Origin of the sequence: Mogibacterium kristiansenii, from assembly GCF_009695905.1 — a bacterium.
GTDB classification, from domain to species: domain Bacteria; phylum Bacillota; class Clostridia; order Peptostreptococcales; family Anaerovoracaceae; genus Mogibacterium_A; species Mogibacterium_A kristiansenii.
The window spans coordinates 1-16,964 of the sequence record NZ_VUNA01000004.1; the positions used below are offsets into that span (position 1 = coordinate 1).

The 16,964-nt window shown below is 50.4% G+C and carries 12 protein-coding genes; 9 read left to right on the forward strand and 3 right to left on the reverse strand.

Features of this window, described 5'->3' with window-relative positions; genetic code table 11:
* Positions 1–1,892: 1,892 nt before the first annotated feature.
* The 6 genes from FYJ65_RS02680 (at position 1,893) to brnQ (FYJ65_RS02705) (ending at position 9,174) form a co-directional block, all read left to right on the forward strand.
* Positions 1,893–3,683 (forward strand): aminopeptidase P family N-terminal domain-containing protein, encoded by a 1,791-nt coding sequence (locus FYJ65_RS02680; protein WP_154553817.1) that lies wholly within the window; start codon positions 1,893–1,895, stop codon positions 3,681–3,683.
* Positions 3,684–3,884: 201 nt separating this feature from the next.
* Positions 3,885–4,994: a M24 family metallopeptidase gene (locus FYJ65_RS02685; protein ID WP_331469430.1), complete on the forward strand. Its 1,110-nt coding sequence runs from the start codon at positions 3,885–3,887 to the stop codon at positions 4,992–4,994.
* Between the two features lie 116 nt (positions 4,995–5,110).
* On the forward strand, positions 5,111–6,001 hold the full coding sequence (gene pepI / locus FYJ65_RS02690; RefSeq protein ID WP_154553818.1) for a proline iminopeptidase: 891 nt from the start codon (positions 5,111–5,113) through the stop codon (positions 5,999–6,001).
* 120 nt (positions 6,002–6,121) lie between these two features.
* On the forward strand, positions 6,122–7,078 hold the full coding sequence (locus FYJ65_RS02695) for an alpha/beta fold hydrolase (protein ID WP_154553819.1): 957 nt from the start codon (positions 6,122–6,124) through the stop codon (positions 7,076–7,078).
* Positions 7,079–7,083: 5 nt separating this feature from the next.
* A complete protein-coding gene (locus FYJ65_RS02700) occupies positions 7,084–7,617 on the forward strand; it encodes a hypothetical protein (RefSeq protein ID WP_154553820.1) in 534 nt (177 codons plus the stop codon).
* A gap of 201 nt (positions 7,618–7,818) precedes the next feature.
* A complete protein-coding gene (gene brnQ / locus FYJ65_RS02705; protein ID WP_206157291.1) occupies positions 7,819–9,174 on the forward strand; it encodes a branched-chain amino acid transport system II carrier protein in 1,356 nt (451 codons plus the stop codon).
* Positions 9,175–9,304: 130 nt separating this feature from the next.
* Here the strand turns inward: brnQ (FYJ65_RS02705) and FYJ65_RS02710 are convergent, their stop codons facing one another.
* Entirely contained in the window at positions 9,305–10,177 is an 873-nt protein-coding gene (locus FYJ65_RS02710; protein ID WP_154553822.1) for a LysR family transcriptional regulator, read from the reverse strand.
* A gap of 184 nt (positions 10,178–10,361) precedes the next feature.
* Here FYJ65_RS02710 and brnQ (FYJ65_RS02715) point away from each other — a divergent pair, with 184 nt between their 5' ends.
* The 3 genes from brnQ (FYJ65_RS02715) to FYJ65_RS02725 all read left to right on the forward strand — a co-directional run bounded on the left by brnQ (FYJ65_RS02715) (position 10,362) and on the right by FYJ65_RS02725 (position 14,485).
* On the forward strand, positions 10,362–11,693 hold the full coding sequence (gene brnQ, locus FYJ65_RS02715; protein ID WP_154553823.1) for a branched-chain amino acid transport system II carrier protein: 1,332 nt from the start codon (positions 10,362–10,364) through the stop codon (positions 11,691–11,693).
* A gap of 593 nt (positions 11,694–12,286) precedes the next feature.
* A complete protein-coding gene (locus tag FYJ65_RS02720) occupies positions 12,287–13,699 on the forward strand; it encodes a sodium-dependent transporter (RefSeq protein ID WP_154553824.1) in 1,413 nt (470 codons plus the stop codon).
* Between the two features lie 126 nt (positions 13,700–13,825).
* Positions 13,826–14,485: a TMEM165/GDT1 family protein gene (locus FYJ65_RS02725; protein WP_235898181.1), complete on the forward strand. Its 660-nt coding sequence runs from the start codon at positions 13,826–13,828 to the stop codon at positions 14,483–14,485.
* A gap of 125 nt (positions 14,486–14,610) precedes the next feature.
* Here FYJ65_RS02725 and thrS read toward each other — a convergent pair whose 3' ends face one another.
* Positions 14,611–16,647, reverse strand: a complete 2,037-nt coding sequence (gene thrS, locus FYJ65_RS02730; RefSeq protein ID WP_154553826.1) for a threonine--tRNA ligase — start codon at positions 16,645–16,647, stop codon at positions 14,611–14,613.
* Positions 16,644–16,772: a hypothetical protein gene (locus FYJ65_RS09745; protein ID WP_268890077.1), complete on the reverse strand. Its 129-nt coding sequence runs from the start codon at positions 16,770–16,772 to the stop codon at positions 16,644–16,646. The genes thrS and FYJ65_RS09745 overlap by 4 nt, the downstream gene beginning before the upstream one ends.
* Between the last annotated feature and the right edge of the window lie 192 nt (positions 16,773–16,964).

The following is a 16,964-nucleotide window of genomic DNA, read 5'->3' on the forward strand; positions in this document are numbered from 1 at the left end:
CCTTCCGTATTCGCCATATTTGTACGGTATTTTCGCTTTTTACTCTAATTTTAGCCCCCTACCAGAATTTACTTTTGCAAAGCGGAAAGTTTTTTGGCTGAACTGGAACTTACTTTTTCAATTCACCAAATCCGGGCTAAATGAAGGGAATTTTGACTCAGGATTAACTTAAATTAGAGCATAAAGCGTGAAGAAATCGTTAGATTGACGACAGACTACCCGGAACAGAAGGTCTGTCGTCAATTTTTTGTGGGCCGAATGCAAATTAGAGCAGGCGGCATGAGAAGATGATTAGAATTGACGACGAACGGGGGAAGATGGGGTGTTCGTCGTCAATTCTTTCCTTTTGGAATTTCTAATGATGGGAAGAGATGCACGAAGGCCGTGAAAGCCCTTCGCGCATCTCTTTTCATCTAAGAGCGGCCCGAGTCTAAGTCGGGCCGCCGGGACAAAATCGGGAAAATGATGCAGGAACGCGGAAAAAAGAGGTTCCTGCATCATTTTGTTGTGGTCGCCGGGCAGATTAGAGAAAAGATGCCCGGCGGAAATGGCAAGATGTGATGTCGGAATGCTGAAAACAGCTGCTTATGCATCACTTTATTACCTGATTGAAAGCAAAGTAGAAGAAAAACAGTATAAAAATAATTAGAAGTGATGCATGGTATGGAAAAACGGGTACTCATGCATTAACTCTGAAAGTGGAGTTGATGCATGAGGCGGAAAAACAAGGGCGTCAACATCACTTTCTCCCTTTATCTCGCTCGCCGCCGACCCATGTTGGCGCCGCCCCGCCGGCAAAGCCTTGATCCACCGTCGGACCACGCCAACAGGACGCCCCGAATCTCACCCGGCGCCAGCCCATGTTGGCGCCGCCCCGCCGGCAAAGCCTTGATCCACCGTCGGGCCACGCCAACAGGGCGCCCCGAATCCCGCTCGCCGCCGGCCCATGTTGGCGCCGCCCCGCCGGCAAAGCCTTAATCCACCGTCGGGCCACGCCAACAGGGCGCCCCGAATCCCGCTCGGCGCCGGCCCATGTTGGCGCCGCCCCGCCGGCAAAGCCTTATCCCACCGTCGGGCCACGCCAACAGGGCGCCCCGAATCCCGCTCGCCGCCGGCCCATGTTGGCGCCGCCCCGCCGGCAAAGCCTTGATCCACCGTCGGGCCACGCCAACAGGGCGCCCCGAATCCCGCTCGCCGCCGGCCCATGTTGGCGCCGCCCCGCCGGCAAAGCCTTAATCCACCGTCGGGCCACGCCAACAGGGCGCCCCGAATCCCGCTCGGCGCCGGCCCATGTTGGCGCCGCCCCGCCGGCAAAGCCTTATCCCACCGTCGGGCCACGCCAACAGGGCGCCCCGAATCCCGCTCGCCGCCGGCCCATGTTGGCGCCGCCCCGCCGGCAAAGCCTTGATCCACCGTCGGGCCACGCCAACAGGGCGCCTCAAATCTCACCCGGCGCCGGCCCATGTTGGCGCCGCCCCGCCGACATCCCCTTATCCCACCGTCGGGGCACGCCAACAGGGCGTGCTCTTCCCCCGAAGGGCCCCTCTTCCCGGCGGGCCTGCCCCTCTTCTCCCGAAGGGCCCCTTCTTCCCGGCGGGCCTTCACCTCTTCCCCGTAGGGCCCCTACCGGCAGGCGGTTCTGCCGCCCCGTTCAAATCGAAATTTAGTAGGAATAGCCGGTTCAAAAGTGAAAAATAAGCCCTTTCCGGCAATTTCAACCGAAAATTAAAATTGTATCCATAAAAAAATCAAGAGCATTCTGGGGGAAGTATTAATTTTTTGAGTAGCCGGACCGGTTGAATTATTTATTGAAAGTGTTACAATTTTGACTAGGTATAGAACACGGTCTATGCTCCGGAGTTCTACCGCGTGTTATTAAGGAGGGAAACAAAATGACAGAAGTTGCAAAGCGCATTGAACAGCTTCGCAAGCTGATGGCAGAGCAGAACATCGACGCATATGTCGTTCCGACTGCAGACTTCCATCAGAGCGAGTATGTTGGCGAACATTTCAAAGCCAGACAGTTCATTACCGGTTTCAGTGGATCCTATGGAACAGCTGTTATCGCACAGAACGATGCCGGTCTGTGGACGGATGGAAGATACTTCACCCAGGCACTGACCGAACTGGAAGGCAGCGGCGTCCGTCTGATGAAGATGTTCGTTGATGACACTCCATCCACTACCGAGTGGCTGGCAGAACAGATTCCGGAAGGCGGCAAGGTTGCCTTCGACGGCCGTGTGCTCTCCATGGGCGAAGGTCAGGAATACGAAGAAGTTCTGGGATCAAAGAACATCACCATCGAGTACGAAGTAGATCTGATCGATCAGATTTGGAGCGACCGTCCGGAACAGTCCAAGAAGCCATGCTTCTTCCTGGAAGACAAGTACACCGGCGAGAACGTTGCATCCAAACTGGCAAGAGTTCGGGCAAAGATGGCAGAATGCGGTGCTACCGTACACCTGATTGCATCTCTGGATGACAATGCCTGGTTGCTGAACTTCCGTGGTGACGATATTGACTTCTTCCCACTGGTTCTGGATTATGTAATCGTTGGCAAAGACGATGCACACCTGTACATCGACGAGAGCAAACTGAACGACAGAATCCGTGAAGAACTGGCGAAGAACAACGTTCAGATTCACCCATATAATGACATCTACGAAGATGCCAAGAAGATTGGTAAAGACGAAGTCGCTCTCATCGACCCGATGAAGATGAACTACGCACTTTACAAGAGCCTGCCATGCAAGGTGGTAGAAGGTGCCAACCCAACCATCCTGATGAAGGCCATGAAGAACGAAGTGGAAATCGCAAACATCCGGAAAGCAGAGCTGAAGGACAGCGTTGCCCTCACCAAGTTCATGTACTGGATTAAAAAGAATTACGACAAGATGGAGATCACCGAGTTGTCCGCATCCGATAAGCTGACATCCCTCCGCGCTGAACAGGAAGGATACATTCGGGATTCCTTCGAACCTCTGCAGGCATTTGGTGCACACGCAGCAATGATGCACTACTCCCCGACAGAGGAGTCCGATGTTCCGCTGAAAGAAGGCGGCATGCTGCTGACCGATACCGGCGGCGGCTACTATGAAGGTTCCACCGATATCACCCGTACCACCGTTCTGGGCCATATCACACCGGAGCTGAAGAAATACTACACCGCAGTATACAGAGCAATGCAGCACTTGAGCGTGGCAAACTTCCTGTACGGAAACCACGGCTGGTCCCTGGATGTACTGGCAAGACAGCCAATCTGGGATCTGAACAAGGACTTCCAGTGCGGAACCGGACATGGATTCGGTTATCTGGGCAGCATTCACGAACCGCCAACCGGATTCCGCTGGTACATCGTTCCGTCCAAGAATGAGCATCACCAGTTCGAAGAAGGCATGGTTATAACCAATGAGCCGGGAATCTACGAAGAAGGCGACTTCGGTATCCGTATCGAGAACAACCTGCTCACCGTAAAGGGCGAGAAGAACAAGTACGGTCAGTTCATGCACTTCGAGACACTGAACTTCGTACCGATTGACCTGGACGGTATCGATCCGGAAGAGCTGACACGCTCCGAGAGAGAATGGCTCAACGATTACCACAAGGATTGCTACGAGAAGGTTAGCCCATTCCTCACCGACGAAGAGAAGGAATGGCTCAAGGAGTACACCAGAGCCATCTAGTTAGAAATCCAACACTCTCGGCGAACGAGAGACCGGTGCAGCTCTGCACCGCCGGACCACTGGGACACTTGGAATTTAGAAAATAATTATTTTATAAAAAGAAAGTATATAATAACTGTAGATTCTCTATCAAAGTGCCGGCGGTCGTGCTATAATGATTTGTGGATGTTGTTTTCGGAACAATCCGGAAAGATTTAAGAAATGGAGGATTACATCATGTTGAAAAAAGATCGTTTGGAGAGAACCATTGCCAAGATGAAGGAAAAAGACATCCCTCAGATGCTCGTTTCCGACCAGTACGCACTGTACTACCTGCTGGACAAGACATTTGTTTTCGGCGAAAGAATGGGTGCGCTGTACATCAATGTTGACGGTACCGTTCACTTCGTACTGAACAAGCTGTTCCCACAGGTGGAAGACCTTGGCGTGGAGATTACCTATTACGATGACGTGGAGGACGGCGTAGAGATTCTGTCCCGTTTCGTCGACAAAGAGAAGACAATGGGTATCGACAAGACTTGGCCGGCAAGATTCGTTCTGAGACTTCAGGAACTGGGCGCAGGCAGCTCCTTCGTAAACAACGCATGCGTAATTGATAAAGTTAGACAGGTTAAGGGTGAAGATGAGCACAAGATCATGAAGGAATCCGCTCTGAAGATCGATCAGGTTATGGATAAACTGATTCCATGGGTTGCAAAGGGCCTCACTGAAATCGAGCTGAACCAGAAGACTGCAGAACTGTGCAAGGAAGTTGGTTTTAGCGGCATGTCCTTCGACCCAATCACTGCATACGGTAAGGGCGGCGCAGATCCGCACCATATCACCGACAATAGCAAGGGTAAGCACGGCGACTCCGTTGTCCTGGACATCGGCGGAATGTGGAAGGGTTATGCTTCCGACATCACCAGAACCGTATTCATCGGCGAAGTAAGCGAGAGACAGAAGCAGATTTACAACATCGTTCTGGAAGCCAACAAGAGAGGTATTGCAGCAGCAAAGCCGGGCAACAAGATGAGCGACGTAGATAAGGCTGCAAGAGATTACATCACCGAGCAGGGCTTTGGTGAATACTTCACACACAGAACAGGTCACTCCATCGGTCTGGAAGACCACGAGGTTGGTGACGTATCCCTGGCGAACGACGAAATCATCGTACCGGGACAGTGCTTCTCCGTTGAGCCGGGAATCTATCTCTATGACGAGGGCATCGGCGTAAGAATCGAGGACATCCTGTACATCACCGAAGATGGCTGCGAAGTGCTCAACGAGTATCCGAAGGATGAAATCATCGTTGTTCCGGACGGAGAATAATTGTTCATAAAACAAAGTTCGCCTCGGCAGACACTTCCGAGGGAATAAAACGGAAATGATAAGGGTGCCGCGGTCTGCGGGCTGCGGCATTTGTTTTACAAAGGAGAGTTAAAAAAATGGCAAAGATTACAGAAGGTTACATGCCGTTCAGAGGTTATCAGACGTATTACAGAATCGTTGGTGAGCAGAAGGACAACGGAAAGGCTCCGCTGATCTGCCTGCACGGTGGTCCGGGATCCACCCACAACTACTTCGAAGTACTGGACAACGTAGCAGACGATGATGATCGTATGATCGTAATGTACGACCAGCTTGGCTGCGGAAATTCTTACCTGGACGGACATCCTGAAATGTGGACACAGGATTTGTGGCTGGACGAGCTGGATGCTCTGAGAGAGCATCTGGGTCTGGATAAGTGTCACATCATCGGTCAGTCTTGGGGTGGTATGATGCAGATTGCATACGCAATTGAGCGTGGTGCAAAGGGCGTAAAATCCTTCATCATCTCCTCCGGTCACCCAAGCAGCAGCCTGTGGGCAAAGGAAGGTATGAGAAGAATTAAGATGATGGATGAGGCAGATCAGAAAGCCATCAACCACGCACTGGAAACCGAAGACTTCACCGGCGAAGATTATCTGAAGGCAGTAGATCACTATATGGACAGATACTGCACATACTGGAGAGAAGATCTTCCGGAGTGCTGCACCAGAGCAAAGAAGAGCGGCGGCGAAGCATATCTGTATGGATGGGGCCCGAACGAATTCGTACCGTCCGGTACACTGAGAGACTTCGAGTATATCGACAGACTGCCTGAAATCGAAGTACCGTCCCTGATCATGAGCGGTATCTCCGATCTGTGTTCCCCGCTGGTTGCAAAGACCATGGCAGACGGAATCCAGCACACCAAGTGGATTCTCTGGGAAAATGCAAGACACACCACATTCGTAGACAGACACGATGATTACTGCGTTGAGCTGATCAAGTGGATGAACGAATACGACAAATAAGAACTGACAGCACATCTGTGCTTTAATCGATTTTAATCCGGACACGATCGAAAGATGCCGTGTCCGGATTGCTCTATAAAAAAACAGACCGGGTGAAAGCCCCGTGTCGGGAGGTGTACGATGTTACATGAAGTAAGTTTTAAATCCTTTAATGAGAGAGATGATGTGCAAGGCTGGATTTACGTTCCGGCAACAGAGCCATGCGGAATCATTCAGCTGGTGCACGGCTTCGGAGAGCATTCCAGAAGATATTTCCATATGATCGTGAATTTTATGGAGGCCGGCTATATCGTCGCGGCCGATGATCACGTAGGTCACGGCAAAACCGCCATGGTGAACGACACCTGGGGCGATTGGGGCGACAAGGGTTTCCGCACCATGATGGAGGACGAGCACACGCTCACCACCCTGGTCAAGGAAATGTATCCGAATCTTCCGTACTTCATGTTCGGCCACAGTATGGGTTCCTTCATCGCGCGAGATTACATCACCAAATACGGCGATGAACTTACCGGCGTAACCCTTTGCGGCACCAGCGGCGTATTCCCGCACGTAGAAGAAGGAATCGATCTCCTGGAAAAAGAAGTGGCAGCCGGTCACGGAGAGGATCCGGCCACCGAAGCACCGAATGTGGTGATGGGCTGGATGTTCGACCGCTGCGATGAAGAGATTAAACTGGGCAACGAGTGGATTTGCACAGATCCTTGCGTTCAGTACGACCACGCCCACGACCCGTTTGACGCTTTCACAAAGCCGACCACCAATCGGTCCTTCCTCTACTTCTGTCAGATGATTACCGCCATTACCGGAGCGGATTGGGCGAAAAATGTTCCGACAGAACTCCCAATCTTCAATATTGCCGGCGACCAGGACCCGGTGGGGCAGTATGGCGAAGGAGTGTATCAGGTATCCAATTGGCTGACGGAAAGCGGACATGCCGTAGAGACGAAGCTGTATCCGGGTTACCGCCACGAAATCCACAACTACGAAGATCTGAAGGATGAAGTGGTAGAAGACATTATTTGCTTCTTCGACGCTCAACTGGATTTTGATGACGACGATGACGATGAGGAATAATAGAATTGATTAAATCCACAATTAGGAAGCGCACCTATCGCGCAATATATCGGTTACTGGACCGGGTATCTCCGGTGGATTACGACTGCGGCACCCTTTGCGGTGCCGCATGTTGTATGGTGGAATCGGAGCCGGATATGGAAATGGGCATCTACCTGCTGCCGGGGGAGGACAAAATCCACCGCCGGGAAGGCGAGGGCTATCGGTGGACGGAAGAATCCACAGAAGAGTTCGAATTCCCGGAATCCTGGAAGGGGAAGGTGTTCTTTTTGCACTGCATGAATCCCCCGCACTGCCAAAGAGCGCTGCGGCCCATTCAGTGCCGGACATTTCCGCTGCTGCCCCATTTGACGGAGGAGGGCGAGCTCATCATGATTTATGATGATACGGAGGTACCGTACGCCTGTCCGCTGATTGAAGAGACCCTTCCGCTGAATGATGATTTTGTGAAGGCCACCACTACGGTGTGGCGGCATCTGATTCGAGACCCACTGATTTACGACCTGGTAAAAGCAGATTCGGAGGACCGCTACGAATAGCCCACCGTGCGGAATGGAGGGTATCGGTAGAATATAGGAATAGCGGAAAGAATATTTTTACAAAACGAACACATAACATCGGGCGACATGAAAAAAAGTGCTATACCCATAGGAATAATTCGTTTTTCAAGGAATTGTGAATATGTTAACATCTGTACCGTAAGGAAAGAGTGCTTTAGGTACATCCCCGGAGAAGCGGGGATGAAAAGTATGAGAGGTATTGAAATTATGGAACAGAATGGTAAGACAAGAAGCAAGCGTTCCGCCATTATCATCATGGGTCTGGCGCTGTTTGCAACACAGTTCGGTGCCGGAAATCTGATTTTCCCGCCGTTCCTGGGAAGAGACACCGGTTCTTCCTGGTTCGTTGGATTCATCGGCTTCTTTCTGATGGACGTTGGTCTGGCGGTAGCAGCGATTATTGCAACCGTATCCAACAAGAAGGGCGGCGTTGACGGCGTTATGGGAAAAATGGGCCGTATCCCGGGAAAAGCGATGGTAACCGCTATCATCATCTGCCTGGGACCGCTGATCGCAATTCCGCGTACAGCAGCAACCACCTATGAAATGGGCGTTAAGCTGCTGATTCCGGGACTTCCGCAGTGGGCATTCGGTGCTATTTTCTACGGAATCGCACTGCTTCTGGTAATCCGCCCGACAAAAGTAGTAGATATTATCGGAAACTATCTCACACCGATTCTGCTGGCAGTAATGGTACTGCTGATCGTGATCGGTATCGTGAATCCGATCGACGAGGCCGCAATCTTGGCAAACGCATCCCCGATGCACGACGGTATCGTAAACGGATACCAGACATTGGACGGTATCGGCGGCGTTCCGCAGACACTGATGATGATTACTGCGGCATGTGCTTACGGATATACCACAAAGGATGAAATTCGTCAGACTGTCAGCGGTTCTGCAGTGATTTCCGGAACTTTACTGGCTCTGGTATACGGCGGACTGACCTATCTGGGTTCCACCATTTCCGGTATCGCAGAATATAAGAATTTGGAACAGGCTCCGCTGCTGATGGCAATCACCAACAAACTGCTGGGCAGCTATGGCGTAATCGCGCTGACCATCATCGTACTGATGGCTTGCTTGACCACCGCAATCGGACTTTCCGCAGTAGTAGGTGATTACTTCAAGGATCTCACCGACGGAAAGATGCAGTATAAGCACACCGTTGTCGCAGTTATTGTATTCAGCTATATTCTCTCCAACTTCGGACTGAGCAACATCATCGCGCTGGCAGGACCGATCCTGTCCATCCTGTATCCGCCGTTGATCGTTCTGGTAGTAATGACGCTGCTGGAGAAGGTGGTAAAGAACGATATGGCTGCATGCGTGGGTGCATATGTATCCCTGCTGGCCAGCCTGGCGGGAACCCTGCCGATGGGCGCAATCTCCGACATGGCTGCAAAGCTGCCGTTCGCGGCAGATGGTCTGGGCTGGATTTTTCCGGCTGTAATCGGATGCGTGGTAGGCGCATTCCTTCCGAAGCCGCAGAGCAAGAAGGTTGAAAATCTGAAGGCAAATGTGAATCTCGACTAAAAGTTTATAAAAAGAGTTTTTCCTCGGCCATTGACGAACCCGATTTCCGGTCCCCCCGGAAATGGATGCAAAACGAAAAGGCAGGCACTTCACGAAAGTGGAGCGCCTGCCGGTTTTTTTATGAGATGAATTAACAGGTGACGATGCCGTGCTGGTTGATGAATTCGATGAGCTTCCGCAGAGGGTCGTTCATGTATTTGGTGCTGTAGAAGAGCTGAAGCATTTCCACGAATTCTTCTCCCAGCGGGAAACATTCAAAGTCGCTGTCTGCGTCGACTTCCGAAAGGGGAAGGATGGCAAAACCTTGGGACAGAGCCAGCATCATGGTCTGTACATCCTGACTGCGGGCGACCCGAACTTCGTGGAAGGTTGTGCCGTATTTTTTGTGAAGATTGGTGCGGCAGTATTCGTAATACTCTTCATCCACGGATTTGGTAATCAGGGGAAGGTTCTCAATCGCCTTCTCGATGGAACCGAAGTGGCGTACCGTATTCGGCGGAAAAACCAGGTAGTCCAGGGCCTTTAGAATGTCGATGCTGCGGATTTCCGGATAGGAGCGAACTTTTTCGCTGATGTTGTCCGGCATGACGATGGCGTGGAGTCGCTGGTGTACCAGATCGCTTACCAATTCCTTTTCACTGCCGAAGGCGGCTTTCAGGTTTACGTCCCGATAGGCGGTTTGAAAATCCGTAAAGAGGGATACGTAGAAATGCGAACCGTCCAGCCCCAGGTTCAAATCCCGGGAATGATCCTGCTTCAGGGCGGCCACCAGGTTGGCATAATCTTTTTTCATGACCAGCGCCTTTTCGTAGAAAATTTGTCCCTGGTCGGTGAGCTCACAGCCCTTATTGGTTCGGTAGAACAGCTTGCAATTGAATTCGCTCTCCAGTTGGGCAATGTACTTGCTCATGGTTGTCTGCGCAATTCTGCATTGGTCGGCAGCTTGGGTAAAATTCCCGGTATCTGCTGCTGTCAAAAAATAGTCTAATTTTTGAATATCCATAACCTTTACCTCTCATTCTTATTATAACGGATAAAAAATAATAAACAATAGAATAAATTGGTTTAGTATGTCAAAACATGAAAAAAAGTGCTTGCAAGATGAAAAGAATTCTTTTTTAAAACACATTTCTTCATGGTAGAGTAGGTGCGTATTGGTTATATGTATTAATAGGTAAGGTGAAAAAATGGAAAAGAAAAGAAGTAAGTTCTCTGCAACCCTGTGTATGGGACTTGCATTGTTTGCCGCACAGTTCGGTGCGGGAAATCTGATTTTCCCGCCGTTTCTGGGAAGAGAAACGGGAAGCAGCTGGATCAGCGGATTCATGGGATTCTTCATCATGGACGTGGGACTGGCAGCAATTGCGATTGCGTCGGTAGTGCTGAACCGAAAAGGGAACGTAGACGGAGTGGTTGGCAAGATGGGAGCGAAGCCGGGAAAGGTACTGCTTACCACCATCATGCTCTGTCTGGGACCGTGCGTGTGCATTCCGCGAACCGCGGCTACCAGCTATGAGCTGGGATTCAAGACCATCGCGCCAAGCGTTCCGCTGTGGCTCTACGGACTGGTGTTCTTCCTGATTACGTTGGGTCTGGTTATCCGCCCATCGAAAGTAGTAGACATTATCGGTAATTACCTCACCCCATGTCTGCTTGCGGTGATGATTCTCCTGATTGTCATCGGAATCATCAATCCGCTGGGCGCTTCCGTTTCCCCGGAGGAAATTGTTCCTATCGCATCCGGCATTCAGAACGGATATCAGACACTGGACGGAATCGGCGGCGTGCTGATTACCATCATGCTGATTACCGCTGCGTACAACTATGGCTACAAGGAACACGAAGACGTTAAAAAGATGATCGTCGGCGCGGATCTCATTTCCGCAGCGCTGCTGGCCATCGTGTATGGCGGACTGACGTATCTGGGCTCCACCGCATCCGGTATTCCGGAATATGCCGGACTGGACCAGGCCGGCCTGCTGGTAGCGATTACCTACCACTTGATGGGAAAATACGGCGTATACGCCCTGGCGACCATCGTAATCCTGGCTTGCGTCACCACCGCACTAGGACTCAGCTCCATCGTAGGAGACTACTTTGAAGAGCTGACCCACGGAAAGCTGAAGTATAAGCAGATTGTAATCGCTCTGATTGCCATCAGCTACGCCATGTCCAACTTCGGACTGAGCCAGATCATCGCCATCGCGGGACCAGTGCTGAACATTCTGTACCCGCCGCTGATCGTACTGGTACTGGGTGCCTATGTGGAAAAAATTACGGATAACGATCACGTCATCTGTGTGGGAACCTATGTGGCGCTGATTACCAGCATCCTGAGCACCATCAGCACCTCCGGACATCCGATTGCGTTCATCGACAACCTTCCGTTCGCATCCTTCGGATTGGGCTGGGTCATCCCGGCACTGATCGGCTGCGGTCTGGGTGCATTCTGGAAGAAAGATGCTGCTTTGTTCTCCGGAAAGGAACTGAAGGCCGGTAAGAAGCTGGAAGCAGAATAAAAACACTTAAAACACTAATTTCTATATTATATAGGGGAAACACCGTCTCGGTTTCGGAGGCGGTGTTTTTCTGTTATACGCAGTGTTGGCCGCATTTTCCCGCAGTGATAGACCAATGATTATACCGAAGTCGGTATAAAAAAACATGATAGCAAAAAAGAACAGTTGAAAAGTGGGCTGGAAAAAATTTTCAATTTATACTAAAAATTGGTTGAATGGATAATTAATCAACAATCAGGCAAATATGAGCGTTTATATTGATTTAAAAATGAAAAGAAAACACAATATATAGCGGTTTTAAAAAAGTACGACAATAAAATAACGAAATTTTGCTTTTAAAATCGTACAAATTTCTAAAACCCTATTGTTCAATAGGTTTCCGCCAGTATTAAAAATTGTAAAAAGTTTTCTCGCTTTAACTAAATATACAGAATATATGTTGCGAATGTGAAGAACAGGTGATATACTTTGAGCATAAATTGTATAGGGCGGATTAACCAATAGAGTGATTATTCCGATTTAGTCCGAAAGGTATAATGTCTTATACAGAGTTCTTATATGTGTCGTTTTCATTTTTGTATGGAGGTATTGAAATGGAACAAGAAAACCAAAAAGGCCAATTTAATTCCAATTTTGGATTCTTGATGGCAGCACTTGGATCGGCCGTAGGTCTTGGTAACCTGTGGTCCTTCCCTTACAAGATGGGTATGAACGGCGGATTCGCTTTCCTGCTCTTGTACGTAATTCTGGCAATTGTAACCGGTTACCCTCTGATGCTCTCCGAGATGGCTCTCGGTCGTAAGACTCAGAAGGCGGCAATCGAGGCTTACAAGGAAGCCGATCACAGATTCACCTTCAACGGTGTTCTGCAGACCATCGTTCCTTGGCTCTTGATTTGCTTCTACTGCACATTCGGTGGATTCATCACTAAGTACCTGGGAGACTCCATTCTGGCGCTCTTCGGTAAGGGTGTTCTGAACACTGCAGATCCGGGCGCACAGTTCGGCGGACTGCTGACCAACACCGGAAACTCCGTTGCATGGATGACAGGATTCCTGCTCCTGACGATGGTTATCGTATTCGGTGGTGTATCCGGCGGTATCGAGAAGTTCTGTAAGGTAGCAATGCCGTTGCTGTTCTTCATGCTGCTCATCGTAGTAGTAAGATCTTGCACACTGCCTGGCGCAGGCCCTGGACTGAAGTTCCTGTTCAGCCCGGATCTGAGCGCTTGGGGAAGTGCAAAGGGATTCTTCAGTGTACTCTCTTCGGCAGGTGGACAGTGCTTCTTCTCGCTCTCCCTGTCGTCCGGTTGTATCATTGCTTACGGTTCTTACCTGGATAAGAAGGAGAACCTGGAATCCAACGCAGCAATCATCACCTTTGGTGACTCCTTGGTAGCGGTTCTGGCTGGCGTAGCTATCTTCCCGGCTGTATTCGCATTCGGTCTGGAGCCATCCGCAGGACCTGGACTGCTGTTCGTATCGATGACAACCGTATTCACATCCATGGGCACTGCCGGAAAGATCTTCCAGCTGCTGTTCTGGCTGCTGGTATTCTTCGCAGCACTGTCTTCTTCCATCGGAATGATGGAAGCCGGTATTTCCGCAATCTTGGACTCCAGAGTGAAGGCCGGAAAGAGCGCAAACAGAGTAAAGGTTACCGTTGTCATGGCAATCATGGCATGGATTGGTAACTTCTTGACCACAGCTGACGGACTGGGCACAAGCCAGAATGCATTCTTCGTAGCATTCCGCGGCCTGTTCAGACAGCCGGATGTACTGGACGTATGGGACTGCATCGCAGAAGGTATCCTGATGCCGCTGACCGGTCTCATCATGACAATCCTGCTTGGCTGGTTTGTACCTGGATATCTGGATGATGAAATCAGCAATGGCGGAACCAGAAAGTTCAAGTCCAGAGGCTTCTACAACTTCTGCATCAAGTGGGTTGGACCGATCTTCCTGGCAATGGTAGTTTATGGACAGCTCACAAGCTTCTGGGGTTAATTTAAAGACTAGTTGTAAGACTTTAACTTAAGGCAAATATAAAGAACGCACAAATGCTCGGATTCTCGGATTCGAGCATTTGTGTTTTTTGAAGGAGAATGAATGGTGTTATTCTTTAAAATTTTTTTGACGGAATTCATTGCAGAGATGGGGGATAAGACGCAGCTGATGCTGATTGCGCTTAACTCGAAGTACAAATTAAAGGACATTATACTGGGAACTGCGGTGGCGATTCTCGTGCTGAATGGACTTGCAGTGCTGGCAGGTGGACTGGTGAGTGAATTTATCCCAGATTGGGTCATTAAGATTGTTGCTGCACTGGCATTTCTCTATTTCGCTGCATCTACCATTGCGGGGGATGAGGATGAAGAGGAAGAAAATGCGAAATCCGGAATTCAGTTCGCGCCACTGGCTGTCTTTTGCACATTCTTTGTGGCAGAGCTGGGAGACAAGACGCAGCTTACTGCCATCACCTTTGGTGCAAATGAGGGAATGAGTGCGGCGTTTATCGTTTGGCTTGCTTGTTCTCTTGGATTGTTCGCAGCGGATATCCTGGGGATGATGGTGGGATATCTGCTGAAAAGCAAGACGCCGGACGGACTTCTGAACAGTCTTGCATTCGTAATATTCTCCATCTTTGGAGTGTACACACTATACCGGGGACTCCACCTCATTCGTGAAGGCGTCTGTCCAATCCCGGTGTGGCCAATATTAATCGGGGCTACAAGCGTATTCGTTGGTTTGTGTGCATGGTTGTTTGCGCGGAGAAAGAAGGTAGAACAGTAATATATTTTACAATAAACATGCATAACCAATCATCAACAGAAAGATTAGTACAAAGAAACGCCAGAACCGGCATTCGCCGGAACTGGCGCTTCTTTATTTGCGGACTTATTTTACAGTCCCATTTCTTATTTTTCTTCTACTTCTTTTTTCCGGATCGCCTTTGTCTCAATTTCTTCCACAATCTGGCGGACGAATTCGGACAGCGGCTTGCTGCCTTCGTCACCGGCGAATCTGGAACGAACGGAAACGGCATTTTCTTCCTCTTCCTTGGCACCCAGAACCAGCATGTACGGAATCTTTTCCATCTGTGCCTTACGGATCTTATAGCCGATACGTTCCGTGCTGTGATCCACGTGAACATCGACGCCGTTACGACGGAGTTCACGGAATACCTTTTCCGCATAGTCATCGTACTTGTCGGAAATCGGCAGGATGCGAACCTGTTCCGGACAGAGCCATGTCGGGAAGTTGCCCGCATATTTTTCAATGAGCCATGCCAGTGTTCTTTCGTAGCAACCAATGGAAGTACGGTGGATGATGTACGGGCGCTTCTTGGAACCGTCCTTATCGATGTAGTACATATCGTAGCGTTCTGCCAGGAACATATCCAGCTGAATGGTGATCATGGTGTCTTCCTTGCCGTATACGTTCTTGGCCTGAATGTCCAGCTTTGGACCGTAGAACGCTGCCTCGCCGGTCGCCTCGGTGTAGTCCAGACCGATTTCATCCAGGATGGTTCTCATGGCATCCTCTACGCGGTTCCAATCCTCCGCAGTTCCCAGATACTTCTCGGAGTTCTCCGGATCCCACTTGGACATCCGATAGGTTACATCTTCCTCCAAACCCAAAGTGGTGAGGCAATATTTTGCCAGGCGAACGCAGTTCTTGAACTCCTCGTCAATCTGCTCCGGAGTGCACACCAGGTGACCCTCGGAAATAGTGAACTGACGAACGCGGGTCAGTCCGTGCATCTCGCCGGAATCCTCGTTACGGAACAGAGTGGAAGTCTCCGCCATTCTGTAAGGCAGATCGCGGTAACTCTTCTGACGCGCCTTGTACACATAGTACTGGAACGGGCAGGTCATCGGACGCAGTGCGTATACATCGCTGTCCGCATCGTTTTCAATCATCTTCAGGTCCTGAACACCGTGAATCTCACGGGAAGCGTCCTCCGCATTGTTCAAATCCTCCAGGTTATCGTAGCCCAGCAGGAACATACCGTCCTTATAGTGGTACCAGTGGTCCGAGATTTTGTACAGGGTGGACTTCGCCATCAGCGGAGTACGGGTACGAACATAGCCCCACTCGTAATCCTCCAGATCCTCAATCCAGCGTTGCAGCTTCTGAATCATTTTGGTACCGTTCGGCATGAACAGCGGCAGGCCCTGACCCACTACATCCACCGTAGTGAACAGGTCCATCTCACGGCCCAGACGGTTGTGGTCTCTGTTTTTGATATCTGCTAGGTACTCCAGATACTCTTCCAGATCCGCCTTCTTGGTGTACGCGGTTCCGTAGATTCTGGTGAGCATCTTGTTGTGCTCGTCCCCTCTCCAGTATGCACCGGAAGAAGAAGTCAGCTTGAACGCCTTGATCTGCTTGGTGCTCATCAGGTGCGGACCCGCACACAGTTCGATGAAATCACCCTGCTGGTAGAAGGAAATGGTCTCGCCCTCCGGCAGATCCTCAATCAGCTCCACCTTGTACGGCTCTTCCCGATCCTTCATCATCTGAATCGCCTCTTCCCTCGGCAGTGTAAAGTACTCCAGACGGTCGCCCTTCTTGATGATCTTCTTCATCTCCTTCTCGATCTTGTCCAGGTCCTCCCGGGTCAGCGGCGGCATGTCGAAGTCATAGTAGAATCCGGTGTCGATGGAAGGTCCGATGGCCAGCTTTGCCTCTGGGTACAGGTTCAGCACCGCCTCCGCCAGAACGTGAGAACAGGTGTGGCGATATGCGTGTTTGCCCGCATCGGAATCGAAAGTGAGAATGTTCAGCTCACAGTCGCTGTCGATTACGGTACGCAGATCCTTCACCTCACCGTTCACCTCGCCCACGCAGGCAACACGGGCCAGACCCTCGCTGATATCCTTCGCGATATCGTAGATGGACATCGGTTCTCCGTATTCACGGGTACTTCCGTCTTTCAAAGTAATAATCATTTGGTTTCCTCCTTCTTGAAACGGAAGGTACCAAAAAGTCCCTTCCGCAGATATACTGTCAGAAGGGACGCATACATTTCGTATTCGTGGTTCCACCCATCTTCCGGGAAAATCCCGGCACTCATTATGGCTTTTCACGCGGCCGGCGGGCAGGATTAGTGCCACTCGGAGGTGGTGTTCCGCAAGTCCGAATCTGGGATAATTTCACCGGCTATCCCTCTCTGTAAGATTCTCCCGACAAGCGTACTGTCCTCGTCATCGTTTTATTTTTATAATCATAGATTTTAGCACCGGCGCAAAACCTTGTCAAGCGATAA